This window comes from Arthrobacter ginkgonis (genome assembly GCF_039540195.1).
GTDB lineage: Bacteria > Actinomycetota > Actinomycetes > Actinomycetales > Micrococcaceae > Zafaria > Zafaria ginkgonis.
Map to the genome: position 1 here is coordinate 124,248 of NZ_BAABEO010000024.1, position 26,489 is coordinate 150,736.

General features: G+C 68.0%; 28 protein-coding genes. 16 read left to right on the plus strand and 12 right to left on the minus strand.

All coding sequences use genetic code 11. The features are described 5' to 3' along the window. Window position 1: 1 nt before the first annotated feature. The 3 genes from ABD912_RS18355 to ABD912_RS18365 are packed head-to-tail and all read left to right on the plus strand — an operon-like array spanning window position 2 to window position 3,147. A complete protein-coding gene (locus ABD912_RS18355; RefSeq protein ID WP_345153105.1) occupies window positions 2-1,264 on the plus strand; it encodes an alpha/beta fold hydrolase in 1,263 nt (420 codons plus the stop codon). After that, the gene (locus tag ABD912_RS18360; protein WP_345153107.1) at window positions 1,261-1,800 is read left to right on the plus strand and encodes a type II 3-dehydroquinate dehydratase; all 540 of its coding nucleotides are present in this window, start codon (window positions 1,261-1,263) and stop codon (window positions 1,798-1,800) included. The genes ABD912_RS18355 and ABD912_RS18360 overlap by 4 nt, the downstream gene beginning before the upstream one ends. A 33-nt stretch (window positions 1,801-1,833) precedes the next feature. Then, window positions 1,834-3,147 (plus strand): MFS transporter, encoded by a 1,314-nt coding sequence (locus ABD912_RS18365; RefSeq protein ID WP_345153110.1) that lies wholly within the window; start codon window positions 1,834-1,836, stop codon window positions 3,145-3,147. Window positions 3,148-3,238: 91 nt separating this feature from the next. Here ABD912_RS18365 and ABD912_RS18370 read toward each other — a convergent pair whose 3' ends face one another. From ABD912_RS18370 to ABD912_RS18390, 5 genes are all read right to left on the minus strand, one after another. Further along, complete coding sequence (locus ABD912_RS18370; RefSeq protein WP_345153112.1) at window positions 3,239-3,730, minus strand: acyl-CoA thioesterase; 492 nt, start codon at window positions 3,728-3,730, stop codon at window positions 3,239-3,241. Window positions 3,731-4,011: 281 nt separating this feature from the next. Then, a complete protein-coding gene (locus ABD912_RS18375; protein WP_345153114.1) occupies window positions 4,012-4,548 on the minus strand; it encodes a Clp protease N-terminal domain-containing protein in 537 nt (178 codons plus the stop codon). A 35-nt stretch (window positions 4,549-4,583) separates the two neighbouring features. After that, entirely contained in the window at window positions 4,584-4,805 is a 222-nt protein-coding gene (locus ABD912_RS18380) for a helix-turn-helix domain-containing protein (RefSeq protein ID WP_345153116.1), read from the minus strand. A gap of 142 nt (window positions 4,806-4,947) precedes the next feature. Further along, window positions 4,948-5,244 (minus strand): putative quinol monooxygenase, encoded by a 297-nt coding sequence (locus tag ABD912_RS18385; protein ID WP_345153118.1) that lies wholly within the window; start codon window positions 5,242-5,244, stop codon window positions 4,948-4,950. A 502-nt stretch (window positions 5,245-5,746) separates the two neighbouring features. Then, complete coding sequence (locus ABD912_RS18390) at window positions 5,747-6,682, minus strand: NAD(P)-dependent oxidoreductase (RefSeq protein WP_345153120.1); 936 nt, start codon at window positions 6,680-6,682, stop codon at window positions 5,747-5,749. A 278-nt stretch (window positions 6,683-6,960) separates the two neighbouring features. On the opposite strand from ABD912_RS18390, the gene ABD912_RS18395 reads away from it, so the two are divergent. The 4 genes from ABD912_RS18395 to ABD912_RS18410 all read left to right on the plus strand — a co-directional run bounded on the left by ABD912_RS18395 (window position 6,961) and on the right by ABD912_RS18410 (window position 10,784). Continuing rightward, the gene (locus ABD912_RS18395; protein ID WP_345153122.1) at window positions 6,961-7,371 is read left to right on the plus strand and encodes a carboxymuconolactone decarboxylase family protein; all 411 of its coding nucleotides are present in this window, start codon (window positions 6,961-6,963) and stop codon (window positions 7,369-7,371) included. A 21-nt stretch (window positions 7,372-7,392) separates the two neighbouring features. Then, the gene (locus tag ABD912_RS18400; protein ID WP_345153124.1) at window positions 7,393-8,760 is read left to right on the plus strand and encodes an MFS transporter; all 1,368 of its coding nucleotides are present in this window, start codon (window positions 7,393-7,395) and stop codon (window positions 8,758-8,760) included. Continuing rightward, window positions 8,760-9,674: a polysaccharide deacetylase family protein gene (locus ABD912_RS18405; RefSeq protein WP_345153126.1), complete on the plus strand. Its 915-nt coding sequence runs from the start codon at window positions 8,760-8,762 to the stop codon at window positions 9,672-9,674. Before ABD912_RS18400 ends, ABD912_RS18405 begins: the two co-directional genes overlap by 1 nt. 63 nt (window positions 9,675-9,737) lie before the next feature. Continuing rightward, the gene (locus ABD912_RS18410; RefSeq protein ID WP_345153128.1) at window positions 9,738-10,784 is read left to right on the plus strand and encodes an asparaginase; all 1,047 of its coding nucleotides are present in this window, start codon (window positions 9,738-9,740) and stop codon (window positions 10,782-10,784) included. A gap of 132 nt (window positions 10,785-10,916) precedes the next feature. Here the strand turns inward: ABD912_RS18410 and ABD912_RS18415 are convergent, their stop codons facing one another. Beyond that, window positions 10,917-11,984, minus strand: a complete 1,068-nt coding sequence (locus ABD912_RS18415; protein WP_345153130.1) for a LacI family DNA-binding transcriptional regulator — start codon at window positions 11,982-11,984, stop codon at window positions 10,917-10,919. Between the two features lie 381 nt (window positions 11,985-12,365). Here ABD912_RS18415 and ABD912_RS18420 point away from each other — a divergent pair, with 381 nt between their 5' ends. From ABD912_RS18420 to ABD912_RS18435, 4 genes are all read left to right on the plus strand, one after another. Continuing rightward, window positions 12,366-13,739 carry an MFS transporter gene (locus ABD912_RS18420; protein ID WP_345153132.1) on the plus strand — a complete coding sequence of 458 codons (1,374 nt, stop codon included), beginning with the start codon at window positions 12,366-12,368 and terminating at the stop codon, window positions 13,737-13,739. Then, entirely contained in the window at window positions 13,736-14,503 is a 768-nt protein-coding gene (locus ABD912_RS18425; protein WP_345153134.1) for an SDR family NAD(P)-dependent oxidoreductase, read from the plus strand. Before ABD912_RS18420 ends, ABD912_RS18425 begins: the two co-directional genes overlap by 4 nt. Beyond that, window positions 14,500-15,222 carry an SDR family NAD(P)-dependent oxidoreductase gene (locus tag ABD912_RS18430; protein WP_345153137.1) on the plus strand — a complete coding sequence of 241 codons (723 nt, stop codon included), beginning with the start codon at window positions 14,500-14,502 and terminating at the stop codon, window positions 15,220-15,222. Before ABD912_RS18425 ends, ABD912_RS18430 begins: the two co-directional genes overlap by 4 nt. 73 nt (window positions 15,223-15,295) lie before the next feature. After that, window positions 15,296-16,447 (plus strand): NADH:flavin oxidoreductase, encoded by a 1,152-nt coding sequence (locus tag ABD912_RS18435; RefSeq protein WP_345153140.1) that lies wholly within the window; start codon window positions 15,296-15,298, stop codon window positions 16,445-16,447. 108 nt (window positions 16,448-16,555) lie between these two features. Here ABD912_RS18435 and phnE read toward each other — a convergent pair whose 3' ends face one another. The 4 genes from phnE to ABD912_RS18455 all read right to left on the minus strand — a co-directional run bounded on the left by phnE (window position 16,556) and on the right by ABD912_RS18455 (window position 20,500). Beyond that, window positions 16,556-17,440, minus strand: a complete 885-nt coding sequence (gene phnE / locus ABD912_RS18440) for a phosphonate ABC transporter, permease protein PhnE (protein ID WP_345153143.1) — start codon at window positions 17,438-17,440, stop codon at window positions 16,556-16,558. After that, a complete protein-coding gene (locus ABD912_RS18445) occupies window positions 17,437-18,270 on the minus strand; it encodes a phosphonate ABC transporter ATP-binding protein (RefSeq protein WP_345153147.1) in 834 nt (277 codons plus the stop codon). The genes phnE and ABD912_RS18445 overlap by 4 nt, the downstream gene beginning before the upstream one ends. Next, window positions 18,267-19,211: a phosphate/phosphite/phosphonate ABC transporter substrate-binding protein gene (locus ABD912_RS18450; protein ID WP_345153149.1), complete on the minus strand. Its 945-nt coding sequence runs from the start codon at window positions 19,209-19,211 to the stop codon at window positions 18,267-18,269. Before ABD912_RS18450 ends, ABD912_RS18445 begins: the two co-directional genes overlap by 4 nt. Window positions 19,212-19,312: 101 nt before the next feature. Continuing rightward, window positions 19,313-20,500, minus strand: a complete 1,188-nt coding sequence (locus ABD912_RS18455; protein WP_345153151.1) for a TIGR03364 family FAD-dependent oxidoreductase — start codon at window positions 20,498-20,500, stop codon at window positions 19,313-19,315. A 164-nt stretch (window positions 20,501-20,664) separates the two neighbouring features. Between ABD912_RS18455 and ABD912_RS18460 the strand changes: the two genes are divergently transcribed. Together ABD912_RS18460 and ABD912_RS18465 are read left to right on the plus strand one after the other, a co-directional pair. Next, the gene (locus ABD912_RS18460; protein WP_345153153.1) at window positions 20,665-21,420 is read left to right on the plus strand and encodes a GntR family transcriptional regulator; all 756 of its coding nucleotides are present in this window, start codon (window positions 20,665-20,667) and stop codon (window positions 21,418-21,420) included. Between the two features lie 9 nt (window positions 21,421-21,429). Continuing rightward, complete coding sequence (locus tag ABD912_RS18465) at window positions 21,430-22,098, plus strand: phosphonatase-like hydrolase (RefSeq protein WP_345153156.1); 669 nt, start codon at window positions 21,430-21,432, stop codon at window positions 22,096-22,098. Window positions 22,099-22,228: 130 nt separating this feature from the next. Here the strand turns inward: ABD912_RS18465 and ABD912_RS18470 are convergent, their stop codons facing one another. Next, complete coding sequence (locus ABD912_RS18470; RefSeq protein ID WP_345153158.1) at window positions 22,229-23,134, minus strand: LysR family transcriptional regulator; 906 nt, start codon at window positions 23,132-23,134, stop codon at window positions 22,229-22,231. A 120-nt stretch (window positions 23,135-23,254) separates the two neighbouring features. Here ABD912_RS18470 and ABD912_RS18475 point away from each other — a divergent pair, with 120 nt between their 5' ends. Further along, a complete protein-coding gene (locus tag ABD912_RS18475; RefSeq protein WP_345153187.1) occupies window positions 23,255-24,064 on the plus strand; it encodes an EamA family transporter in 810 nt (269 codons plus the stop codon). Here ABD912_RS18475 and ABD912_RS18480 read toward each other — a convergent pair. Beyond that, window positions 24,061-24,999: a LysR family transcriptional regulator gene (locus ABD912_RS18480; protein ID WP_345153160.1), complete on the minus strand. Its 939-nt coding sequence runs from the start codon at window positions 24,997-24,999 to the stop codon at window positions 24,061-24,063. The two genes, ABD912_RS18475 and ABD912_RS18480, sit on opposite strands and share 4 nt — an antisense overlap. A 108-nt stretch (window positions 25,000-25,107) precedes the next feature. On the opposite strand from ABD912_RS18480, the gene ABD912_RS23600 reads away from it, so the two are divergent. Together ABD912_RS23600 and ABD912_RS18485 are read left to right on the plus strand one after the other, a co-directional pair. After that, window positions 25,108-25,380 carry a CBU_0592 family membrane protein gene (locus ABD912_RS23600; RefSeq protein ID WP_425548106.1) on the plus strand — a complete coding sequence of 91 codons (273 nt, stop codon included), beginning with the start codon at window positions 25,108-25,110 and terminating at the stop codon, window positions 25,378-25,380. 136 nt (window positions 25,381-25,516) lie between these two features. Beyond that, a complete protein-coding gene (locus tag ABD912_RS18485) occupies window positions 25,517-26,479 on the plus strand; it encodes a helix-turn-helix domain-containing protein (RefSeq protein ID WP_345153162.1) in 963 nt (320 codons plus the stop codon). Window positions 26,480-26,489 lie beyond the last annotated feature (10 nt).

A 26,489-nucleotide genomic window follows, 5' to 3' on the forward strand; every position in this document is an offset into this window, starting at 1 on the left:
GATGTTCCCTCACGACTTCTCCACCCGCCTCGCCGCCGACGATGAATTGCGCGAGCTCGGGCTGAACACCGACGTGGCCTTCGCCCTGGCTGTCCGGGAAGGCGAATCGCACACCGTGTCGGTCCGCAACGGCACGGTGGCGCTGGACCAGGCGGGCCCCGGGGACGCGGCGTTCGCCGTCGTCCTGGACCAGGGCGACTGGACCCGGCTGCTCGCCCCGTCGCCGGCGCCGCGCACCCAGCACGTCCTGGCGTTCCTGGCGCCGCGCGGAACGGGAGCCGTGGAAGGGGACCTGGCGTCCTTCGCCCAGCATCTGCACCTTGTCCGGCGAGCCGTCGAGCTGGCCCGGGGAATTGCCGAACAGGAATCGCCCCGCCGGGTGCCGCTGGAGGACATCACGGGGCGGTACGTCCACGTGGACGTGCCGGGGTGGGGGCCATGCGACATCTACGCGGAAACGGCAGGGCAGGGGATTCCCGTGCTGCTGCTCGCCACGGCCGGATCCGACACCCGCCAGTACCACGGCCTGATGTCCGACCCGGACGTGACGTCCCGGTACCGGCTCATCGCCTTCGACCTGCCGTGGCACGGCAAGTCGAATCCTCCGGCCGGCAAGCGCAACACCGACTACGTCCTGGACTCCCAGACGTACACGGACTGCATCGCCGGTGTCATCCGTGCCCTGGACCTGCCCCAGGCGCCGGTCATCGTTGGGGCGTCCATGGCCGGGGCGGTCGTCGTCGAAATGGTGGCCCGCCATCCGGACCTGGTTCGCGGAGCCGTCAGCTCCCAGGCGGGCCCGCGCGTGGCCAACCGCCACACCCCCTGGCTGCGGAACCCCCAGGTGAACCAGGCGCTGCACGTGCCCGAATGGACCTACGGACTCATGTCCCCGGCCTCCCCGAAGGAGGACCGCGACCGGGTCTGGTGGGGCTACTCCCAAGGCGGATTCTCCGTCTACGAACGCGACATCTCCTACTACTCGACGTGCTGGGACATCGACAACATCGCCCACCTGTTGGGCTCCCACACCCCGCCGGTGGTGCTCATGAACGGGGTCTACGACTATTCCGTTCCCCCCGAGGCCACCCGCGAACTCGCCGGACACATCCCCGGGTCCGTGGTGCGGGAGATGCCCGAGCTCGGGCACTTCCCCCACGCCGAAAACCCCTCCGCGTTCGCCGCCCACCTCCTGTGGGCCCTGGCCCACATCCAGAACCGCACCACCGCCCAACCCACAGAAACAAGCGAGGCAATCCGATGACCGAATCCCTCCGCCAAGGAACCCGCCGCCACCGCATCGTCATCATCGACGGGCCCAACATGACCAACCTCGGCGCCCGTAACAAGAAGGTCTACGGCGCCATCAACTCGATCGAGGACCTCCAGGACTTCTCCACGTCCTTCGGCGACCGGATCGGGGTCGAGGTCGAGACGTTCGTGTCCAACTACGAGGGCGCCATCCTCGAATACATCCACGCCAACGCCGCCACGGCCGACGCGTTCATCATCAACCCCGCCGGCCTGACCGAGATCGGCATCCCCACCAAGCACGCGCTCTCGGAGACCGGCAAGCCGGTCATGGAGATCCACTTCGCGAACGTGGACGCGCCGCCCACCGCGCCGCGCGGCCTGCCGATCGGCCCCTGGGACTCGGTGTTCCGCGGCAGCGTGACCGGCGTGGCCATGGGCCTGCGCCAGTACAGCTACTCCTCCGCCATCCTGGGCCTGGCCATGGCACTGGACGACGAAACCTTCCTCGGCGCCGACCTCGCTCCGGCGCCCGCCACGGCGTCCTAAGCCCCTGAACCCCTCCCAGAAAGTTCACCGACAATGACGTCCACCAACATCCCGGTGCAGCGGACAGCGGCCGACAAATCGCAGATCCGTAAGATCATTGCCTCCAGCCTCGTGGGCACGGTGCTGGAGTACTACGAGTTCTTCGTCTACGGCACCGTCGCCGCGCTCGTTCTTGGCGGACTGTTCTTCCCCGGGGAAGACCCGCTGGTCGGAACGCTCGCCGCGTTCGCGACCTTCGCCGTCGGCTTCGTTGCCCGGCCCTTCGGAAGCGTCCTGTTCGGCCACTTCGGCGACAAGCTGGGACGCAAGGCCACCCTCGTCACCTCGCTGCTGCTGATGGGTGGCTCCACCGTGGCCATCGGCCTGTTGCCCACCTACGAGGCGATCGGCGTCGCCGCCCCCATCCTCCTGGTCACCATGCGCCTGATCCAGGGCCTGGCCCTGGGTGGGGAATGGGGCGGGGCCGCCCTGATGCTGGTCGAGAACGCCAAGCCCGGCAAGCGGGGGCTGATGGGCAGCATCGTTATGATCGGCGTTCCGGGCGGACTGGTCCTGGCGTCCCTGGTCACGAGCCTGGCCATCTGGGTCTCGGGGGACCAGTTCGCGGTGTGGGGATGGCGCCTGCCGTTCCTGGTCAGCGCCCTGCTGCTCGCCGTCGCCCTCTTCATCCGCCTCTCGGTCTCCGAAACCCCGGAGTTCCTGGAGGCCAAGGCCAAGCAGGACGCCGCCCCCAAGGCGCCGGTGGGCCTGGTGGTCCGCCACCACTGGAAGGACCTGTTCCTGGCCTTCGGCGTCGCGGCCCCGGGCAACGCGATCTTCTTCATCATCGCGACCTTCACCGTCAACTACGCGACCGCCGGGCTGGGGCTGGACAAGGGCGCGGTCCTGATCGTCCAGGGCATCGCGGGGCTGATCTACTGCGGAACCATCCCCCTGGTGGGATTGCTCGCGGACAGGATCGGCCTGTGGCAGACCGAGCTGATCGGAGCGATCTGCGCCGGCGTCTTCATCCCGCTGTACTTCCTCATGATCAACACCAAGAGCCTGGGGTTGATGCTGGTGGCCATGACGCTGGGTATGGCCGGCGTGCACGCCCTGCTGCAGGCTCCGCAGGCGGCCCTGTTCTCCTCCCGGTTCCCCGTCCCCGTCCGGTACACCGGAATCGCGATGAGCCAGGCGCTGCCCACCACCGTCGTCGGCGGCACCGTGGCGCTGGTCGCGACCTGGTTCGTCAGCCTCACCGGCGACGCCAGCCTCATCATCTACTACGTCATCGGCCTGTCCGTCCTTGCGGCGGCATGTGCCCTGGGGTTCGCCCGCCGGGCCAACACCGAGCCGTCAGCCTAGGCCGCCGTACCGCAGAAAGCCGGAGCGGGACCACCCTGGGGGTGGGCCCGTTCCGGCTTTGGGCGGGCGCCAGCGATCCGCCGTGCGCGGACTACCGGGACTGGGGGACGGGGGCCGACGCCGCCGCCCGGGGCCGCAGGGGCAACGGCGCGCCCTGATGGCTGCGCAGGACCTCGCGCAGGTCCTCGCTGATCCGCCAACTCCGTTCCGTGGCCCGGTCCACCAAGACAATGGTGGATTCCGCGAGCACGGCCGGGGCCTCCTCCGACGGCGCGCTGATCGTGCAGGCGAGCGAGAAGCTCGTCCGGCCGATGTGGGACACCCAAACGCTTGCCGTTACCGGGGCCGGGGAATACCAAAGCTCGCGCTGGAATTCGACGGTTTGCTGGGCCACCAGCCGCCCCACGCCTCCGAGGCCTTCCAGGATCCCCTCCTGGTATCCGGAACCGTCGTGGAGGGAATGGCCGAGAAACGCGGTGCGCGCCTCATCCACGATGCGCGTGATGGCCACATTGCCCACATGCCCGGCTGCGTTGACATCGTCGAAACGCAGTTGAACGCGAGTGTTCCACGGGAAGGCCATGCACATGAAGATTCCTCCGAAAACGACGAGAAGTTGAAGCGGTTCAAGGGCGGAGACTCCGAGGGATGCTCGGCGGGGAGTCTTCGCCGCACTTGCAGAAGGCGGCCCCCGTGCCGAGGCCTGCCAGAACAACGCTACGGGTTCCCCTTGGACCACCTAGACCCATTATATGGGCACCGGCTTGCATTGTGGGAATGTGAATAAGGCTAGGGGCGTCCGAAACAAGACCCTTTTTCCAAGTAAAGCGTGCCCCCCACGTCAAGGATCCACGGGAGGGGGTCCTAGGAAGCGCGTTGCTGGAGGGCCTTGATCCGAATCCGGAGCTGGTCCAGCGGCGCCCGGCCCCCGACGATGTCCATGGCCGAGCCCGAAGCATGCAGGATGCCGAGCGCCAGGTGCGTCTCTTGGATGGTCTTGTCCTGGTGGGCGATCGCCTCGCGCAGGGACAGTTCGAGTGACTTCTTGGCCTCCGGGCTGAAGGGGATGTGCCCGGCGCCGGAAACCAGGCCGCCCCAACCCCTGCGCTTCGGTTCGGCGGCACGTTCCAGTGCCTTCGGCCCGAAGTTGGTTTCCAGACTTCGGTTTACGGCGTCGAGGTCGATCCCGATGGAGCGGAGGGCTTCGGCGTCGTCCGTTCCCAGCGGACGGTCCTTGGCTGTGGCCGTAAGCCTCTCCACCAGGAGTTCCCGGGTGATGCCCGCCTGGGACAGCACGCCGGTAAGGTCCGGGCCGGCCTGCCGCAGCAGGCCCAGGAGCAGGTGCTCGGCGACCACGCGCTCCGACTGGAGCGTCTGGGCTTCCTCGACGGCCGTGACCACTGCGGAGCGCGTACCTTTGCTGAACCTCTCGAACATCAGCGGACCCAGCCTCTCTTGTTGTACTTCTGGTGGACTGCCTGCTTGCTGACTTCCAGGGCCTCGGCGATCGCCTGCCAGGACCAGCCCTGTTCGCGGGCGTTGGCCACTTGGATCGCTTCCAGGCGCTCCAGGAGTCGCCGGAGCGCCAAAACCGCACGCAAACCGACCCGTGGGTCGGGGTTTCCCGCCTCGTCGGCTAGTTTCGTTGCCTCGCTCATGCCGTCAATCTTGGTTGACGATAGTCGCCTTGTCAATCAAAGTTGACGCAGGGGTTTCTGGCGCCCCAGCGGAACGACGACGGCGGGAGGGCACCCGGGTGCCCTCCCGCCGTCGTGCGGTGGGAAGCAGGGGATTGGCGTTTCAGTCCGCCAGCGTGAACGTGGAGATAGTGCGGGATTCGAGCAGGGGGATGATGCCCCCGGCGCCTATCTCGCGGAAGTGCTCGCTGTCCCGGTGGGCCTGGAAATCCTCTTCGCGGCGGTATCTCTCGAGGATGACGATCTGCCGATCGTCGGCGACGCCGCGGAAGAATTCGTAGGAGAGGTTGCCTTCCTCCGTCCTTGTGGCGGCGGCCAAGGCGAACAGCTTCTCGAGGACTTCGCCGGTCCGGCCATCCTGCGTGCGGTAACGGGCGATGACGTTGAAACTTGGGTTCATGGTTGTCCTGGTCGTGAGGATTGCGCCACGGCTGGAAGCCCGGCGGGGAATGAGGGAGTATCCGCAAGGGCGGATGGAGAGATCAGCCGGATCTTCCCCGCTCCGCATAGGAATTCATCCTTTTCGTCCTGGCATTCCACCCGCACCGGTCTAGGGTCCGTGGTGAGAAATGCGCGGATGGCGAGCCCGGCGGCCGCCTCGGCACGCGAGTGGGTGAGTGAGGGGAGGCCGCGGGATTCCGCGAGGACGGCCAGCGGGAAGCTGCCCTTGTCGATGTAGTCCAGAGTGGAGAGCAGATGGGGCGCGGATTGCATGGCGCCCGTGGGCTTGCGGACGGTGTAACCGCGGCCGTTCAGGGCAGCGTGCACTCTGGCGCTTAAGGGCAGCAGCCAGCCGGTGAGAAAATGGGCGCACGAGACGCGCGCCTGGCGCGTCCCGAGGAAGTGCCGTTCCCAGTCAGCCTCGCCCAGCGGAACTCCGGACCCGCAGGCTCCGCACACGGCTACGGCTCCGTCGTTGACTCGTCGGACAGGACGACGCCTGCATTGTGCTCGATCCATTTCGTCACGGCGGTGTGGTCGAGCATCCGGTCGTCGAGTTCGCGGCGGGCTTCCTGCCACAGCTGGACCGTGCTGCGGACGATGGAGGGTTCCCCGTGGTTCTCGGGAAGGATCTCGGCGGCGATGCCCAGGTCCTTGACCATGAGGTCCATGGCGAAGCCGGAGTTGAAGGCCCGGGACAGGATGAACTTCGCGAACTTCACCTGGGTGGCTTGGTTCGAGCCAGTGGAGTTGTTGAGGATGTCGAGCATGGTCTCCGGCCTCAGTCCGTACTTGGCGCCCGCTGCCATTACTTCCGCGGCAGCGGCGAGCCCCGTGGCCGAAAGCAGGTTGTTCAGCGCCTTCATGGCGTGGCCGGCGCCGTGGCCGCCGGCGTGGAAGATCTTCGATCCGAGCAGCTTGAGGACCGGCAGGGCCGCCGCGAAGTCGTTGTCCTGCCCGCCGGCCATGATGGCCAGTTCCCCCGTGATTGCCTTGGCGCGGCCTCCCGAAACGGGGGCGTCGATGAACCGGATCCCTTGGGCCGCGGCAATTTCGGCCAGTTTGCGGGTGCTGTCGGGGTGGGAGGAGCTCATGTCGATGACGAGCGAGCCCGGCTTGAGGGATTCGAGGAGCCCTTGCTCTAGCAGGAGCGACTCGACCACGGCGCTGCTGGGGAGCATGAGGACCACGGCATCCTGTTCGGCGGCGGCAACCACCGGGTCGGGGACCGCCACGGCTCCCAGATTCTCGGCAACCTCCGCGCGCCGGTCTTCGGAGAGGTCGTAGACGCTCAGCTGGGCGCCGCCCTTGCTGAGGTTCGCGGCCATGGGCTCGCCCATGGCGCCCAAGCCGATGAACAGGATGCTCTTCGGCTCTGCGGGGATCTCAGTGGTCAATGTCTTCTCCTGGTTCATGAAAGGCCGGAATTGGCGTGGCGGGCGGCCCCGAGGAGTTCCCGCCTTGCTTTCCACAGTAGAGCAAAACAACCGATTGCGTAAGGGTTTCGATCCGCCCTTTAACGTAACGGCTATGTAAATTACCCGGATTTTCGCCCCGCTGCGTTGACGCGAGCCGGTCGAGGGTGCAACAGTTAGGCAACCGATTGCATAGATGGTGTGGATCACATGGTCGCGTTCAGCGCATCACACCTGTTTTAGTGAAAAGGAAAGAACCAATGGCAGTTTCCGCCCAGGAGTACGTCGATGCGATGGTCGCCAAGCGTGGCTACGTGCTCGACTACCACAAGATCATGGCCAAGCACGACTTCGACGTCCTCCAGGCGGCCAACGGGCTTGTCTCGGCGGCGTACCTCGATCAGCGCACCCTGGACCGCAAGACCAAGGAGCTGATCTTCATCGTCAGCCTCACCGTCATGCGCGCCTCCAAGGGCCACATCCAGAGCCACATCCGCGTGGCGCTCGACCTCGGCGTGACGCCCACGGAAATCCTCGAGGCGATCGAGATCTCGCTTCCCGAAGCGGGCATCGTTGCTTTCCAGACCGGCTTCGACGCCTGGCGCGAAGTCGTCGGCGCCGAGGGTATCGAGCCGACCGTCCAGGCGCATTCCGGCGGGTCCGGCGCCTAAGAACATGCCCAGGTGATTCCAGTGAACAACCCATTGCCCGCACCCCGGCGTTTCACCGTCAGGGAAACCCGCATCGCCACGGTCATCGCGTTCTTCGCGTGGGCGGTCGCGGTCTATGACTTCATCATGTTCGGCACGCTCCTTCCGGTCATCAAGGAGGACTTTGGATGGAGCGAAAGCCAGGCGCTGTTCGTCCACACGCTCACCACCCTGGGCGGGGCCATCGTGGTCTTCGTGCTCGGTCCCCTGGTGGACCGGTTCGGACGGCGCCGCGGCATGATGCTGACCGTGGCCGGCACCGCGGTTTCCTCCGGGCTCACCGCGTTGGCGACCAACATCGCCGCCATGGTGGGCATCCGCTCGATCAGCGGCCTGGGCTTGGCGGAGCAGTCGGTCAACGCCACCTACCTCAACGAGGTCTATGAGCTGACCGAGGACGAGAAGGCCCGCCGCAACAAGGGCTTCTTCTACTCCTTCGTCCAGTCCGGGTGGCCGGTCGGCGCGCTGATCGCCTCCGCCTTCGTGTCCATCGTCGCGGGCATCTTCGGGGCGAACGAGTGGCGGTTGACGTTCCTGCTGGCCACCATCCCGGGTCTGCTGATCCTGTGGATCCGGCGCTCTCTGCGGGAATCGCCCCAGTTCGAGGCGACCAAGGAGATCCGCCGGCTGAAGGAAGCCGGACAGGCCGAGCAGGCCGAACTCCTCGCGCGGCAGTTTGGCATCGACACGTCCGTGGGCGCTCCGCTCAAGGCGATCTTCACCGGCCGCCGGCTGCGCAACACCCTGGTGCTGGGCGGCGCGTTCTTCCTCAACTGGTTTGCCGTCCAGAGCTTCAGCGTCCTGGCGACCACCGTCCTGACGTCCGCCAAGGGCCTCGAGTTCAGCGTCGTCACCCCGCTGCTGGTGATCGCGAACCTGGTCGGCGCCGCCGGGTACCTGTTCTTCGGATGGGCCGGCGACCGCTGGGGCCGGCGCAACCTGATCGGGCTGGGATGGATCGCCGCCTCGGGCCTCTTCGCCGCGCTGCTGCTCATCGACATGCCCGTTCCGATGACGGTGGTCATCTATTCCCTGGGTCTGTTCTGCCTCCTGGGCCCGGCGGCTGCCCTGTTCTTCTACATCGCCGAATGCTACGACGCGGCCTGCCGCGCCACCGGGGGAACGTTCATCCTGGCGGTCAGCCAGCCCGGCGCGGTCCTGGCAGGCTTCCTGCTCTCCGGGTTGATCGCCGCCGGCCTGGACATCAACATCAGCTTCACCCTGGTCGGCGTCCTGGGATGCTTGGCCTCGGGGCTGCTGGTCTTCGCCGCGCACTCCATCAAGGAGCCTGAAGCGAAGCACTCCCTCCACCATCCCCACAAACCGCACTCAGAACTGGAGAACCAGTAATGGCAAAGGAAATCAAGGTCACTTTCGGCTCCGACATCGACGCCGTCGCCGGTTGGCTCGGATCCTACGGCGGCGAGGACTCCCCGCACGACATCCAGCGCGGCATGTTCGCCGGCGAGGTCGGCGTGCCCCGGCTGCTGAATCTCTTCAAGAAGTACGACATCAAGATGACCTGGTTCATCCCCGGCCACAGCGCAGAGACCTTCCCCCACATGGTCGAGCGCATCGCCGAAGCCGGCCACGAAATCGGCGGCCACGGCTACACCCACGAGAACGCCGTCGAAATGAGCGCCGAGCAGGAACGCGACGTCATCTTCCGCTCCACCGAGATCCTCGAGAAAATGACCGGCGAACGCCCGGTCGGCTACATCACCCCCTGGTGGGAGATGTCCGCACGGACCGCGGCCACGCTGATCGAAGCCGGATACGAGTACGACAAGTCCCAAGGCCTGCACGACTTCCAGCCCTTCTACGCGCGGGTCGAGGATTCCTGGACCAAGATCGACTATTCGAAGCCGGCCGAAACCTGGATGAAGCCGCTTGAGCGCGGGCGTGAGATCGACCTGGTCGAGCTCGGCGGCACCTGGGAGGTTGATGACCTGCCCCCCATGATGTTCAACAAGCACAGCCCCAACAGCTACGGCTTCACCAACCCGCGCGACATCGAGGACATGTGGCGCGACCAGTTCGATTGGGTGTATGAGAACTACGACTACGCCGTGTTCCCGTTCACCATTCACCCGGACGTGTCCGGCCGACCGCATGTGCTCAAGATGCTGGAGCGTCTGATCAAGCACATGGCTCCTCTGCCTGGTGTGAGTTTCGAGCCGAGCCGCGACATCGCCCGCGACTTCCGCAAGCGGTTCCCCTTCGAGAGCAATCCCAAGTACCCCTTCGACCGCGACCTCGGCTAGCCCCCTGGGGCGTCCGGAGCGGTCCGGACGCCCCGCCCATTTTTCCAAGAGGACGAAGCTCCAATGCACTCTGGCACACGACACAGAATCGACGTATTTTCCCTCGGCGGGACCATCACCTCGCTGCCGCTCGAGTCCGGCGGCGGCCCCGTGGGCCCCACGCTCAGCGGCCGGGAAGTACTCAGCACGCTCGCACGGGACGCCGCGGTCGACTTCGTATTCCACGAACTCGACCCCAAGCCATCGAACTGGCTGGCCATTGAGGACGTGCTCGCGCTTTCCGCGATGGTCGAGACGGCTGCCGGTGCCGGGTCTGCCGGGGCGCTTGTGATCCAAGGGACCGACACCATGGAGGAAACCGGCTTCCTGCTGGAGCTCAGCTGTTCGGCGGCCGTTCCGATCGCCGTCACCGGGGCGATGCGGGGCCCGTCCGAGCTGAGCGCCGACGGCCAGGCCAACTTGGCGTCCGCCATCGGCTATCTGGTCCAGGCCGAAGCCGCGACGCGGGTGGTGGTCATGAACGACGAAATCCACCCGGCCCGCTTCGTCCGCAAGGACCATACGACGCGTGTGGACTCCTTCGCCTCCGGCCCCCAGGGGCCGGAAGGCCTTTGGGTGGAGGAGCGGTTCGTCGAGTACCGCACGCCCCTGCCGAAGCCGGAGGGCTTGGACCTGGCCAGCGCCCCCGAACGGAAGGTCCTGCTCATCAAGGCGGCCCTTGGGGACACCCTCGACTGGCTGGTCCCGATCCTGGACCGGTTTCAGGGCATCGTGGTGGAGGCGATGGGTGGGGGGCACCTGCACAGGGATGCGACGCGTGTGCTCGTGGAGGCCTGCGCTCGGGTTCCCGTCGTCGTAACGAGCCGGTGCCATGGCGGCCCGCTGCTGCGGCAGACCTACGGGTACGAGGGCTCCGAGGTCCACCTCCTGAAGGCAGGCATCCACCTTGCTGCGCTTGATTCCCTCAAGGCGCGCCTGGCGCTCTCACTCGTCCCCGCGGAACTCCCGGCGGCAGCGGCGCTCGAACGGTTTGCCCGGATCGAATCGGCCCTGGGCCTCCGGCCTGGCAGCGGCACGTCGGCCTCCAAAGGCCTGGCCCCCGCGACCTGAGACCACAACGGCAACTGCCCCCGCCGGCCGGCGGGGGCAGTTGCCGTTGTGGTCCGCCAGGAATCGGCGCCGTCCTTGCCCGGCAGGAAAACCGCGAATCGTCGCCTTCGTGGGCCGTGCCGGCGGCGTGCCTCAGGCTGGGGCTGCCTGCGACCGCAAGGGATCCCCGGGGTCGCTTGGCGTCCAGGCGTCGTTCCTCGCCATGGTCGACAAACGCGCCTTCAGCTGGGGCTCGAGCAGCTCGGCCACCGGTTCTCCGCCCGCGATGATGTCCAGGAGTACCTCCGCGCCGCGTTCGCCCATCCGGAAGATCGGAGAGCTGACCGAGGTCAGCGGCAGCGGGAGGTATTGGGCCAGGGGGATGTCGTTGTAGCCGACCACGGCCAGGTCGACGCCGGGGGTTCGGCCCGCTTCACGGGCCGCTCCCATGGCGCCGATGGCTGCGAAGTCGTTGGTGGCGAAGATTCCGGTGACTTCCGGGTGGCGTGCCAGGAGTTCGCGCGCAGCGGCGAAGCCGCCTTCGGCGTCGTTTTGCGACTCGATCCGCACGCTCGGGTCCAGGCGGATGCCGGCCCGGGCGTAGTGCTGGGAAAACCCCAGTGATCGCTCGATGCCGGTGCTCGTGTAGCCCGGCCCGGCGAGGATGCCGACGTCCCGGTGTCCAAGCCCCAACAGATGTTCGGCCGCCAGTTCGCCGCCGCGGAGGTCGTCGGTGGTAACGCTGGGGTGGCCGTGCAGGCGCCGGTTGACCAGGACATAGGGGATCTGCCGCCGCTTCAGCGTGGCCACGACCTCGTCTCCATCGAGGCGCGCATCTCCGATGATGAGTCCATCCACGCGGCGCGCCAGGAGGCTCTCAAGCTGCTGCACGCGCACGGCCGGGTCGTCATCGGTGTTCGAGACGATCGTCGTGTAGCCGTGCTGGCGCGCTGTCTTGGTGGCGCCCTCGTAGACGGAGGCCAGAACGTAGTCGGTCACGCGCGGAACCAAGACCCCGATAACCCGGCTTTTCCCCGACCTGAGGGTCGCGGCGGCCGAATCCGGCAGGTACCCCATCTCTGCTGCGATGGCCCGGATGCGCTCCACTGTTGCTGCGCCGACCTGCTGTGGATTGCTGGTCAGCGCCCGTGAAACCGTGGATTTGTTGACCCCTGCCCGTTGCGCCACCTCGGCGAGGGTAACTGGCTGTCGCTTGATCATTCGACACCTTTCCGGCCGCCTGGGAAATTCCGGCGGCCCATCGCCACGAGTAGGCACGTGCCGCTGGAAACGGCCCGATTGGCTCTACCGATCCTAGCCAACCGGAAATCCGGTCCCGCTACATTCATGAAAACAACCGATTGCGTAAATGTTACCGGATGACGCCACATGTAAGAAGACCATTAATTGCCGGGAATATTTGGCCGCACCGTTGACTTGAGAGCAATGATGATGCGAAAGTTTACGCAACCGATTGCGAAGAGAGGTGGATCACACCGTTCGGCGCTCTACTCGCCATACGCAATCGGTTGCTCCACTCCCTTCCCAATCTTTCGTGAACGGCCATCGCACGACGGCCCTGTCCGGTTTCTAGGAGAAGCAGTGAAAGAACTCAACGAGGCTCCCGTGAAGGCTGAGCCGAAGTTCTCGCTCACCGTGTCGAAGCGGCAAACGCGTCTCGGCACGCTCATCGCCTTTCTGGCATGGGTCGTCGCGGTCTATGACTTCATCATGTTCGGCACGTTGCTGCCCGAGATCCGGCTCGAGTTCGGGTGGTCGGAGGCGCAGGCTACCGGGATCAACACGGCGATCGCGGTCGGCACCGGCATCATCGTGCTCGCCATCGGTCCGATCGTGGACCGCATCGGCCGGCGGCGGGGCATGATGGCCACCGTGGGAGGGACCGCCGTGGCATCGGCGCTGTCCGCGATGACCATGAACCCCGCCTTCCTGGTCGGCGTCCGTTCCGTGAGCGGCCTGGGCATGGCCGAGCAGTCCATCAACACCACCTACCTCAACGAGGTGTACGCGGTCACCGAGGACGAGAAGATCAAGAAGAACCGAGGCTTCATCTACAGCATCGTCCAGAGCGGATGGCCGGTGGGCTCCCTCCTCGCGGCCGGTTTCATCGCCCTGCTCCTTCCGGTGGCCGGCTGGCGCGGCGTCTTCCTCCTGGCGGCCCTGCCGGCCATCATCCTGCTCTGGATGCGCCGCAGCCTGAAGGAGACCCCGCAGTACCTGCTCCTCAACGAGGCCCGCAAGCTCAAGAAGGCCGGCCAGAAGGCCGAGGCCGATGAGCTCCTGGCCCGCTACGGCCTGGAACAGAACGAGACGGCGCCCCTGCGCACCATCTTCAATTCCCGCTACCGCCGGAACACGTTCTTCCTGTCTCTGGTGTGGATCCTCAACTTCTTCGGGGTCACGACCTTCACCGTCCTGGGCACCACCCTGCTCACCGACGGCAAGGGCCTGCCGTACGGCATCTCGCTGCTGGTCTTCATGGCCGCCTGCGCCGGCGGCTTCCTGGGCTACCTCTTCTTCGGCTGGCTCGGCCAGCGCTTCGGCCGGCGCGGCGTCGTTGCCGCGGGCTTCATGATCTCCGCCCTCGCCTACACCGCGATGCTCTTCTGGGCGCACGACGTCCCGACCGTCATCCTCTTCTACGCGCTCGGACAGTTCTTCATGGCCGGTCCGTTCTCCGCGTTCATGTTCTACATGGGCGAGGTCTACGGCGCCGACTGCCGCGCCACCGGAACGAGCTTCCTCAACGCCATGGCCCAGCCCGGCTCCATCATCGCCGGTGTCCTCATCACCGTGTTCCTCGCCTCCGGCGTCTCCTGGATCACCGCGGCGTTCGTGGTCGGCGTCGTCGGCGTGTTCCTCTCCGGGGTGGCGATGCTCGCCTGCACGCCGGCCAAGGAACTCCGCGGCCTCGAGCCCGCCTCCGAGCCCGAGGTTGCCGAGGTGGTGGCATGAGCACCGAACGCGTCGCCATCATCACCGGCGCGGCCAGCGGCATCGGCCAAAGCCTGGCGGCCAGCTACGGAAGCCGGGGCATGCGCGTCCTCGTCGGCTACCACGCGGGGGACCCCCACGACCCGGAGGCCACCGTCCGGGCGGTCAAGGAAGCCGGCGGCACCGCCATCGCCCACGAAGTGGACGTCCGGAGAACCGCCGACGTCGAGGCCTTCGCCGACCGCGCGATCGACGCCTGGGGACGCCTGGACATCGCCGTGGCCAACGCGGGCGTGCTGCGCCGGGCTCCGATCGCCTCCCTCGACGACGGCGCCTGGAACGACCTGCTCGACGTGGACCTCACCGGAGTCATGCGGACTTTCCGTTCGGCCGCGGCCCGCATGTCCGGCACCGGCGGCTCCCTGGTCGCCATCTCCTCCATCGCCGGAGGTGTCTACGGATGGGCCGAGCGCGCCCACTACGCGACCGCCAAGGCCGGCATCATCGGCCTCGTCAAGAGCCTCGCCGTCGAACTCGGACCACGCGGCATCAGGGTCAACACCGTCATCCCCGGCACCATCGACACGCCCCAGGCACGCGACGGGGAGAACTCCCTGGGGAGCCAAGGCATCGAGGACCAGGGCCGCCACCTGCCCCTGCAGCGGGCCGGCAGGGCGGAGGACGTGGCCGCCGCCATCGCCTTCCTGACCTCGGAGGAGGCCTCCTTCATCACCGGAACGTCCCTGCTCGTGGATGGCGGCATGACCGCCATGATGCCCAAATGAGCGGCCAGCTCCAGGACCAAACCGCGCTGGTGATCGGCGGCGCCGGCGGAATCGGACAGGCGATCGCCGCGGCCTTCGAGGCCGAGGGAGCCCTGGTGACCATCGCCGACCGCGCCGAAGCTTTGGCCCAGGCCGCGGGTACCACCGTTCCCATCGACGTCACCGACTCGGACTCGGTCCGTTGCGCCGTCGACGCGACCGAGCAGCGGTACGGCCACATCGATGTCCTGGTGAATGCCGCCGGAGTCTCCAGCGAGCGGTACTGGGACGAGCTCGGCATCGACGAGTGGGAGCGCATCATCTCGATCAACCTGACCGGCACCTTCCTGGTCTGCAAGGAAGTCGTCCCGCGCATGGTCCGGCGCAAGCGGGGGCGGGTGATCAACATCGCTTCGCAGCTCGCCATCAAGGGCGCTCCCGGGCTTGCCCACTACTGCGCCTCGAAGGCGGGAGTGATCGGCCTGACCAAGGCACTTGCCCTGGAAGTCGCGCCGCAGGGCGTGCTCGTCAACGCGATCGCGCCGGGCCCCATCCACACCCCCCTGACCGACCGGATGAGCGAGGGGTGGAAACGGCAGAAGGCCGACGAACTGCCCCTCAAGCGCTTCGGAATCCCCGAGGAGGTGGCACCGACCGCCGTCCTGCTTGCCAGCGAGATCGGCGGCAGCCTCTACGTCGGCCAGACCCTGGGACCCAACTCCGGCGACGTGATGCCCTAGGTCACACGCCCGACCGGGGCCCGCCGTGCAAACTACCCCTGAACCCCCAACCCCAACGAAAGAGAATCGGCGAATGCCTAGCAACACCATCAGTTCCCTGCTCGAAACCTTCACGCTCGGCAGCCTGCAGCTGCGCAACCGGGTGCTCGTGGCCCCGATGACCCGCGTCAGCGCGAACCCGGACGGAACCGTCCCCGAGCGCATGCGCCGCTACTACGAGGTCTACGCCGCCGGAGGCTTCGGCGCGGTCATCAGCGAAGGGCTGTACATCGACTCGGAGCACAGCCAGACATACTCCAACCAGCCGGGCATGGCCCGCGACGAGCACATCGACTCCTGGCGGGAGACGACCGGTGCGGTGCACCGGCACGGGGCGAAGATCATCGCCCAGCTGCAGCACTCCGGTCCCCAGAGCCAGGGCAACCCGAACGCCGGAGGCGTCAAGGCCCCTTCGGACATCGCCGCGCGCGGCGAGCAACTGGGCATGTACGGAGGGGTCGGACCCTACACACGGCCCACGCCGCTGACCCTCGAGGAGATCGCGGATGTCCGGCGCTCCTTCGCCCTGGCCGCCGTCCGCGCACGCAAGGCCGGGTTCGACGGCGTCGAGATCCACGGCGCCAACGGCTACCTGCTGGACGCGTTCCTGACCGATTACCTCAACGACCGCGACGACCAGTACGGCGGATCGCCGCGGAACCGCGTCCGGCTCATCGAGGAGATCTGCCGCGACGTCCGCCAGGCCGTCGGCGACGACTTCGTCGTGGGCGTGCGGATTTCCCAAGGCAAGGTCAGCGATCCCCACCACAAGTGGGAGCAGGGGGTTGAGGAGGCCAAGACCATCTTCTCCACCCTTGCCGCCACGGGCATCGACTACATCCACACCACCGAATGGGTGGCCACGGCGCCGGCTTTCGGCGACGATCCGCGCTCGCTGGGCCAGCTGGCCAGGGAATCCGGGGCCGTGCCGGTCATCGCCAACGGCAAGCTGGACACGCCCCAGGAGGCGGGCGACGCCGTAGCCAACGGCCACGGCGACCTGGTTTCCCTCGGCAAGGCCGCGCTGTCGAACCGGGACTGGCCGCGCCGCGCCGCCGCCGGCCAGCCGGTAAAAAATTCCTTCCACCCGTCCGGCTTCGGCGACTCGGCCGTCATCCAGGATTGGGAACTCGACGCCGACCGCCTCCTCGCGCCGGAAGGAAAGGCCCAGCCGGCGGCCCGGTGACCGCGGCCAGGCGGGGGTAGGTCCAGTCCGTAGGCGCCTTGCGCCACAACGGCACGACGGCGGGAAGGCGCCGGGTGCCCTCCCGCCGTCGGACCATTGGCCGCCTGGTCAGACCGCGAGCCGCCTGCGGATGAGGGCGGAGACCTGGTCGACCACGATGATCAGGACCAGGACCACGATGATGTGCGTGAGCATCTCGTCGAACTGGAAGGACTTGATGGACTGGTTGATGAGCAGGCCGATCCCGCCGGCTCCCACCAGGCCAAGGACCAGCGAGGAGCGCACGTTCACGTCGAAGCGGTACAGCAGCAGGCCCACGAACTGCGGGATGGCCATCGGGAGGGTGGCGTGGGCGACCTGCTGCAGGCGGCTGGCTCCGGCGGTCCGCAGCGCCTCCTGGGGGCCGTGGTCCATTTCTTCCATCGACTCGGCCCAGAGCTTGCCCATGACGCCGGTGTTGTGGCAGATCAGCGCCAGCACCCCGGCGAAGGGCCCCAGCCCCACGGCGGTCACGAAGATCAGCGCGAATACGATGTCCGGCACGGCGCGGAAGAAGGACAGCACCGCGCGCGCCGCCTGGTAGACGAGCCGGTTCGGCGTCGTGGTATTCGCGGCCAGGACCGCGAGCAGCAGCGCCGTGGGGATGGACACCGTGGTGCCCAGCAGGCCGATCCACAACGTCACGAGGGTGGCCTCAAGGCTGGGTTTGAGCACCTCCTCCCAGTCCAGGTCCGGCGGGAAGGCGTCGCCGATGAACCTGGCCATCCCTTCGGCGCCCTCGGCCAGCAGCGCCGGCTGGAAGCCGGTGCCTTCGAAGGCCAGCGCGTGCACCACCACCAGCACGACGGCGGCACCGGCCAGGGAGCCGCGCCGCAGCGTGCGGGCGGGGTCGGCGGGGACGGGCAGGCGGCGGACCTGCTGCCCGGTGGGATGGCGTCCAGCGGGATGGTGTCCGGTGGGCTGGTCCGGAAGCGTGTTCAGGCCGGTGTTCATGACGCGTCGCCTCGATCGGGGGAGTAGAGGGTGTCCTGCAGGTCGGTGGTCAGGCCCCCGACCGGGCCGTTGAAGATGATGCGGCCGTTGAGCAGGCCGATGGCCCGGTCCGCGTGGCGCAGGGCCAGGTCCGGCTGGTGCAGCACGGCCGCGACGGCCAGGTTTTCGTTGTGGGCCAGTTCGCCGAGCAGGCCCATGACCTGTTCGGCGGCATGGGGATCCAGTGCGGAGACCGGCTCGTCGGCCAGGACCACGCGGGCGCGCTGGCACAGGGCCCGGGCCACGGCCACGCGCTGCTGCTGGCCGCCGGAGAGCCGGCCGACGCGTTCAAGGGCGCGGTCGGCCATGCCGACGCGGTCCAGCGCCGCCATGGCTTCCTCCTTCAGGTCCCTGGGGAAGAGCGCCGGGGCCAGGGACCTGGCGGGGCCCAGGCGGGCGAGGCCGCCGGCGCACACGTTCTCCAGGGCGGTGCGCCGGGGGACCAGGTGGATCTTCTGGAAGACCATGGCGGCCTGGCTGCGGGCCCGGACCAGGCTGCGGCCGCGCAGGGAACCCAGGTCCGCCCCCGCGAGGGTGATGCTGCCGCCGTCGGGCTCGGCCAGCCCCATGACGCACTTGAGGGTGGTGGACTTCCCGGACCCGTTGGCGCCCAGGAAGGCGACCAGTTCCCCGGCGTGGACGCGGAAGTCCACGCCGTCGAGCACCGTGCGCCCGGAGAAGCGCTTGGTGAGCCCGGCGACCTCCAGCAGCGGCCCGTCCGCCGGCGCCGCTGGCCGGGTGTCCGCCGGTTGGGTGTCTACGCGGTCCGGCGAGGTGCGGGCCGCCGTCACAGGTCCTCCTCGGTCAGGCCCATGGTGGAGGCCAGATCGAAAAGGGGACGGTAGGTGTCCTTGGCGACTTCAGCCAAGGGGCCGGGAGGGGTGACGTCGAGGAACGCGCCGACCTCCGCGATCGCTTCGGGCGGAAGGTTCAGCAGCGCCTCCTTGACGGCCCGCTTGAATTCCGGATCGGCGTCGCCGGCGACGGTGATCGGATCGTTCGGGATCGGCTCGGACTCCCAGACCTGGCGGAACTGCGAGGCGTCGAACGTTCCCGCAGCCGTGGCGGTGGCCAGGGTCTGGGAGTTGATCTGGGCCGCGTCGACGGTGCCGTTGACCAGGGCCAGCAGGGCCTCGGGGTGGCCGCCGGCGTAGTTCACGTTTAGGTCCGCCTCCGGCAGGCCCGCCTCGCGCAGCGCGTAGCGGGGCAGCACGTCCCCGGAGGTGGATCCGACGCCGCCCAGGGCCAGGTCGCGGTCCCGCAGGTCCGCCACCGAGCGGATGTCGGAGTCCTTCGGGACCCAGATGCCGGCGGTGTAGCTGCTCAGCTGTCCCTCGGCCGTGGCGAAGGAGACCAGCGGTTCGGCGTTGGCCTCTTCGCTGGCGAAGACGTAGCCCAGCGGCCCGAACTGGCCCAGGTGCAGTTTGCCGTTGCGCATGGCCAGGACCTCGGCGGCGTAGTCCTCGACGACCTGGACGTTGACCGGGCAGTCCAGTTCCTGGGACAGCGCGTCGGCCAGCACGCGGTAGGCCGGTTCGAGCTTGGCCGGATCCTCGTAGGGTTCGATGCCGAACTCGATGGCCCCGCCGGGGCAGGTCGCGGAGGCGGCCGCGGTGGGGGCCGCGGGGGCCGGACCAGCGCAGGCGGAGAGGGCAAGGCCGGCGGCGGCGAGGGACAGAAGGGCGAGCGGCCTCATCTTGGAGGGCATGGGCATGGGCATGGGCATGGGCATGGGAGCGTCCTCTGTTTTGAAGGGAGCAGGTGGGAAGAGAGCGGGTGGGAAGGGTGCGCTGTTCGGTAAGGCGAAGGCGGTTCGGAAGGAGGCGGTACGGGTCAGGCCAGCGCTGCGCGGTTGTGATTGGCGCGGTTGTCATGGGCAAGGTTGCGTTCGGCCAAGCCGAAGGACACCGTCATGCCGATGCCGGAGGTCACCGAGACGGCGGTGACGCCGGGGGCCACGTCGCGGACCAGCAGCGGCCCCTTCTCGCTGGAGGCGTAGATCCCCTGCCAGCGCTGGGTAACGGTGAGGTCCTCCACGTCCAGCACGGAGCGGATTTCCTCCAGCAGGCGCTCGCCGGTCGACTCGGCCAGGAAGGGGTCCTGCGTCAGGTCGTAGGCGTGGGAGTCGCCCAGCAGCAGGGTGCCGTCGGGGCGTTGGGTGAACATGACGTTGGCGCCGATGTCCAGCAGTTCCGGCGCGGTTGCGGCCACCTCGTCCCGCAGGGCCTGCGCGGAGGGCACCTCGGTGAAGGCGTCGTAGCGGAGCATGGACGTGGCGGTCAGGACGGCCTCTTCCAGGTCCAGCCCGGCCGGGCGTTCGGCCATGGCCATCTGCAGGGCACAGCGGCGGATCCCGTGCTCGGCGGCGACGTCCGGGAACAGGTAGTCCACGTCGTGCCCCACGCAGACGAAGACCCGGTCCGCCTCGATGGTGCCGCGGCTGGTCCGCACGGCCGCCTTCCGGGAGGTCCCGGCGTCGAACCCGAGCGCGGAGGTGTTCCAGCGAACCGTGACCCCCGCCTGCCGGGACAGCCAGCCCGCCAGTTCGGCAACGGTGGTGCGCGGGTCCACCCTGAGGTCATCGCGCAGCCAGGCCCCGCCGGCCACCGACGCGTTGGCGCTCGCGGTCCCCAGCCGTGCCCGGATCTCCGCTGCCGTCAGCAGGACGATCTCGCCGGGTTCGCGCAGGCCGGACAGTTCCTGCAGCACCGCCAGTTCGGTGGCGGTGCGGGCCACCACCAGGGCCCCTGCCTCGCGGGCCCAGAAGCCGGCGCGGCTGGCGAAGTCCAGCCAGTGCTTGCGGCCGTTGCGCGCCAGCTCGTACAGCTCGCCGGACTGCGCGGTGATGCAGCAGTGGCCGAAGTTGCGGATGGAGGCGCCGACGGCGCGGTGGTCGCGCTCGATGACGGTGACGGTGAGGCCGCGGTCCGCGGCCAGTGCCGCGTGGGCCAGGCCGATGATGCCGGCGCCGACGATCAGTACATCGGTGGACGTCGTCTGGGGGAAGGTTTCGGTGTTCACGTATTCGATGGTGGACGCCCCGGGGCCGACGTCCAAGCCAAAACGCCACTTGTATGGACAAGTTAACCAAATCTTCCCTTTTGATCCCCTTTGTTTGCCCACTGTTTGCGTAAGACTCTTCAAAACCCAGGGAATGGTCCGAGCCCAACTTGTATGATCAGGTTGTGGAAAACAGAGACGGACGACCCCTGCACGAGCGGCTGAGCGAAGAGTTTCGCCACCGGATCGCCACCGGCGCCTGGCCCGAAGGGTCCCAGCTGCCCAGCGAGGCCACCCTGTGCGGCGAGTTCGGAACGTCGCGGGGAACGGTCCGCCAGGCGCTGGCCACCCTGCGCAACGAGGGCGTCGTGACCGGCGGTCGCGGCCGCCCGCCCATGGTGCGCGCGGCGGTGCAGTCCCAGTCGTTCTCGACCTTCATGTCCTTTACCGAATGGGCGCATTCCATCGGCAAGACTCCCGGGCAGCGGACCTACGAGGTCGCCCGCCGCCCCGCAGGCCCCGTCGCGGCCGCGCAACTGGGCCTGGAGGCGGGCGAGCCCGTGGTCGAGATATACCGGCTCCGGAGCCTGGACGGCGTGCCGGCCATGATCGAACGCACCACGTTCGTGATGGAGGCCGGCCGGCTGCTCTTCGACTTCGACGCGGACAACGGCTCCATCTTCAACTACCTGCGCAGTCGCGGCGTGGACCTCAGCCGCGCCCGTCGCACCATCGACGCCGTCGCGGCCGGCCCGGACGACGCCCGGCTGCTGGAGGTCGACCCCAACACGCCCCTGCTGCGGGAACGGCGGCTGACCTCCTCGGCCGACGGCCGGCCCATCGAGTACTCCGAGGACTGCTACCTGCCGTCCCTGACCAACTTCACCATCGACAACACCAGCGAAAGCCGCGCCAGCCTGGTGCGGATCCCAACCCCGTAAGGAAACCCCATGATTGAACTAGCGGTCTTCGACATGGCCGGAACCACGATCGACGAGCACGGCGACGTCTACGCCGCGCTGGAGAGCAGCGTCCGCGAGACCGGCGTGAAGGTGGCGCCCGAGGACCTGCAGGCCTGGATGGGAGCGGACAAGGTCGAGGCCATTGCCGCCCTGATCCGGCTCGGCGGCGGCACTCCGGAACCGGACCTGGTCGCCCGGACCTTCGACCGTTTTCGCCTGATCCTCGCCGACTCGTACGCCGCCAACCCGCCCGCGGCCCTGCCCGGCGTGGAGGAGGCCCTGCGCGACCTGAAGTCGCGCGGCATCAAGATTGCCTTGACCACCGGTTTTTCGAGGGACGTCGCGGATCCCCTGCTTGAGGGGCTGGGGTGGGGGACCGGCGAGGGCGAACTGCTCGACGCCGTCGTCACCTCCGACGAGGTCGCGGCCGGCCGCCCCGCCCCGTTCATGATCCACCGCGCCATGGAGCGCACCGGGGTGTTCGACGTGCGGAAGGTCCTGAACGCCGGAGACACCGTGGTGGACCTGCTGGCGGGCACCAATGCCGGGGTCATCGCCGTCGGGGTTCTCACCGGCAAGCTCGGGCGCGCCGAACTGGAACGCCACCCGCACAGCCACATCGTGGACGGCGTGAAGGACATTCCCGCCCTGGTCTGACCGAGCGCCGCAGCCGAGCCGGAGCATCCGGAAAAAACCCGCCGTCGGACAGGCGGGTTTTTTCCGGATGCCCAGGTCGATCCCGGGGGCAAGCGCGACTTGGACGGAGTAGCCCCACCGGGGGCACGCCTTATTCCGCGACCGTCGCCTCCGGGGTGCCCGGTGGCGAGGCCAAGGCGCTGTCTGCGCGGAAGCAGGCTGATGCGATGCGGACCAGGTCGGGAACTGCGGGGTGCGCGGGAGGATCGGTCCAGGCGAGGAAAACGTCCACGGGCGGGGCGCCGGCCAAGGGCCTGTAGACGAGGCCTTCAGGGGCGTAGCTGGCCGCGGTGGACGCGCCGGTTATCCCGATGCCCGAACCGGCGATGACGGCCAAGATCCAGTCATCGGTATTGGTGACCTCTACCGTGTGTGGGGGCCGGCTCTCCGGCGGCCAGAGGGCCAAGGTGGTTGTGCCGGAAACGGTGTTGATCACGATGGTCTGGTCGGCGAGGTCGGAGAGCGTGAGCGACGTGCGGCCGGCCAGGGGATGCGCCGCAGGCAGTGCGGCGATGCGCTCCTCCGTGAACAGACGCACTGTCTCAACCCCCGCCCGCCCGGGCGCGCCCCTGAGAACCGCGGCGTCGGCCTGTCCGGTTGCCAGTCCCGCCAGCCGGTCGTCGATGCGCCGCAGCAGCAGCGGGATCTCCGGGTGGGCTGCCTGCCATTCCTGCATCAGTTTCCCGGTGTGCCGGCCGAGGGCCGACCAGGCGTGGCCGAGGCGCAGCGGCCGCGATGCCGTCTGGTCCGGGTCCAGGGCAGCGTCCAGCGCCGCGATGGCCGCCGCGGCTCGGGGCTGGTACCGCTCGCCCTCCAGGGTGAGCGCCACATGGTGGGTGGAGCGGTCAAGAAGCGTCAGGCCCAGGTGCTCCTCCAGCTGGCGCAGCGTGCGTGAAAGCGCCGGCTGGCTGACATGGAGGGCAGCGGCCGCCCGGGTGAAGTTTCCCTCGGCCGCCACGGCGAGGAAAACGCGCAGGTGCCGGGCATCAATGGTCATGCTCCTAGGTTATAACCGGGGCGAAAAAGGTCTTTCCCTCCCGATGGGCCCTATCCCTACGGTTGAACCGTGACTGTATTGACAAGGCAGCGGCAATCGCCGGCACTGGGCGCGGCCGGCATGGTTCTGATCGGGCTGGTGTGCCAGGAGGTCGGAGCCTCCGTTGCGGTGCTGCTGTTCCCATCCACCGGCCCGCTGGGCATGGCCGCCCTGCGCCTGGGCTTTTCCGCCCTCATTCTGCTCGCCGTCCTCCGTCCACGCCTGCGCGGCCATGCGCGCAGGGACTGGGCGGTCGCCGGCGCCTTCGGCGCGGTCCTCGCGGGGATGAACATGTTGTTCTATGCGGCGCTGGAACGCCTGCCCCTCGGCACCGCGGTCACCCTGGAACTGCTCGGACCCCTGGTGCTGTCCGTGGCGATGAGCAGGCGCCTGTCGGGCTGGCTGTGGGCGGGACTGGCCTTCGCCGGGGTTGCCCTGCTCGGACACGGGGGAATCGACCGACTGGACCCCGTCGGCGTCGGCCTTGCGCTGGGCGCGGCCGCCATGTGGGCCGGGTACATCCTCCTGTCGGCCAAAGCCGGCAGGCACTTCCCCAAACTCGACGGACTCGCCCTCGCCATGGGCTTCGCCGCAATACTGTCGCTGCCGATGGGGCTGGCATCCGCAGGGACCGCCCTGCTGCGGCCGGACATCCTCCTCCTCGGGGCGGCCGTGGCAGTCCTTTCCTCGGCCGTGCCCTATGCCCTGGAACTGTTGGCCCTGCGCCGGCTTCCGGAATCGACGTTCTCGATCCTGATGTGCCTGGCACCGGCGGCAGCCGCCGCAGCCGGCTTTGTCATCCTTGGACAAGGCATCGAGGTCGTGGAAATGCTCGCCATCGCCTTGGTCATCGCCGCCAGCATCGGCGCCCTGCGCTCGACGTCCGCCTAGGGCCAGGGCCTCGGGGCCACGGCCTGGGTGTCGAATGCCGCCACCGCTTCGCGCAGAAGGCGGGCGACGGTGTCCACCGGCGTGCTGACGGGCCTTCGCCGGTCGAACCGCCGCAGGACGATGCGCCGGGTGCCCAGTCCGGGGACGTCCAGGATCTCGACGCCGTCCTGGACCACGCCGCTCAACGCCAGGGCGGGCACGACGGCCGCACCTTCCCCCGCGGCCACCAGCGCGAGGGCCGTCAGCGTCTCCTGGTACTGATGGACGATCTCCACCTGGGCGCCCGTCGACTGGCGAAGCCGGCCGACCACCGAGGCGTTGGCGGCCGAGGGCTCGACGCCCAGCCACGGAAGGGGCAGCCGGGCAAGATCGACGTTCTCGGTGGCAAGCAGGACCCCGGAGGGAACAACCAGCTTCCACGGCTCGTCCAGGAGCGGCTCCTCGGACATGCCGGCGGGAAGCTGTCGCTGGGCGGCCGTCATCGAGTCGAGTTCGACCACCACGGCGTCAAGCTCGCGCTGGCGGAGCAGCCGCATCAACGCCGGGAGGTCATCCTCGATGATGCGGATCTGCAGCTGCGGGTACTGGACGCGCCATTCGGGCAGGCGGGGGATGACCACAGTGCGCAGAAAGCTGGTGAATCCGCCAACCCGCACGACTCCCGCCAGTTCCGCCCCGCCCTCCATGCGGCCTCGGGCAACGTTGAGGGCGCGCTCGATCTCCTCGGCGGCCTCCGCCATCGCCATGCCGGCGGGGGTCAGCAGCGAGCCTCGCGGGGTCCGCACGACCAAGGCGTGCCCCGTTTCCTCCTCCAATTTGTTGAGCTGCTGGGACACGGCCGAAGGCGTAATCCCCAGCTCGTCGGCCGCGGCGAGTACCCCACCGGTGCGGGCAATGGCCAGAAGCATGCACAGTCGGCGCGGATCGATTTCCATGTTTAGGTTTTATAAACCATGTCTGCAGTGGAATGCAATTGATCTAAAGGCTCGAGTTGCCAATAATTGCTACTGAAACCACAGGTCCGTGCAGGAGGGGGAGAGACGATGTTTGCCGCAGCTCTGGGTTGGCTGGGAACAGCCGGGACTTTTTTGGCGTACGCCATGCTGTGGAGAGGTCGTCTCACATCGGAGTCCCGCCTGTATGCCTTGCTCAATATGGCCGGCGGACTGATGGCAGGAAGCGCCTGCGTCCTCTACGGAGCGTGGCCCAGTGCCGCATCCAACCTCGCTTGGGCCGCCTTGGGCCTCCACGGCGTGGTCCGCGCATACCGTCGGCGCCGCCTCGAGACGCCCGTACTGACTACCTCTGTGGGCTGATCCGGCCTGCCGGCTGCCCCCGCAGCGACACCGGAAACCGCTGCGGAGGGGGTATTTTCTGTGCGGGGGAATGTTGTTCCCCGGGAGAAGACCAGGGGGCCGGGAGTGCGCCGGTCCCTGCTTTGATCGGAGCGGGATGTTGAGGGTCGAGCGGGCGCCTGATCTTGAGGCGTGGCAGCGAATCATCGCGGGTTCCTTCGTGCCGATGAGCATTCTGGTGCATACGCAAGCCGGTCCCGGCGTGTCCTTCGAGGGCACCGTCACGCGCCTGCAGCTTGGCACCATTGGAATGTCGGTTGTCTCCGCCGGAGCGCATATAGCCCGGCGGACGGAGCGTGACATCAGGTTGCACCCGGCTGACTACTACAAGGCGAGCCTCCAGCTTGAAGGAACGTCGACCCTGCGGCAGCGCGACCGCTCGGTCGAGCTCGTTCCCGGAACCCTGGCACTCTATGACGTCACGCATCCCTACGAGCTTCTGTTCGCGGAGCAGAACGTCTCCTTGGTGATCCAGATTCCGCGTTCCCAAGTCTTCCTCGGCGAAACGCAGATTGAGGGACTGCTGGTTCGCCCGATCGACCCGCTGCCCGGCACCCGTGCCTTCCTCGAAAGCCAGTTCTCCGCCGCGGAGGGGTGCGGTCCCGCGGAGGCAAGTCATCGGGGGCAGTGCATCGCAAGCCTGTTGAACGCGATCTTGGCGAGGTCCGCCGCCGCGGGACCCATGATCATAGAGGCCGACGCCTTCGACGGGGCGAAGCGGTATGCGCTGGCCCATCTCTCCGATCCGGAGCTGCGCCAGGAGGACGTCGCGCGGGCCAACTTCATCTCCGTCCGCGGCCTCCAGCGGGCGTTCGCGGCCAACGGGACATCCTTCGCGGCCTGGGTGCGGGAGCAGCGCCTGGCGCGTGCCAAGGTCTGGATCCAGGACACGGACGAACCCATCGCGCGCATCGCCGCGGAATGCGGCTTCGCCTCGGCCCAGCACTTCAGCCGGCTTTTCCGCGAACGCTACGGTGCCGCCGCCCGGGAGCTGCGGAAGGGCGGCGAGGAGCCGATCGCCGTTCAGGGACAAGTGCTTGGCGCGAATCCTCAAGAATGACCGCCCCTTC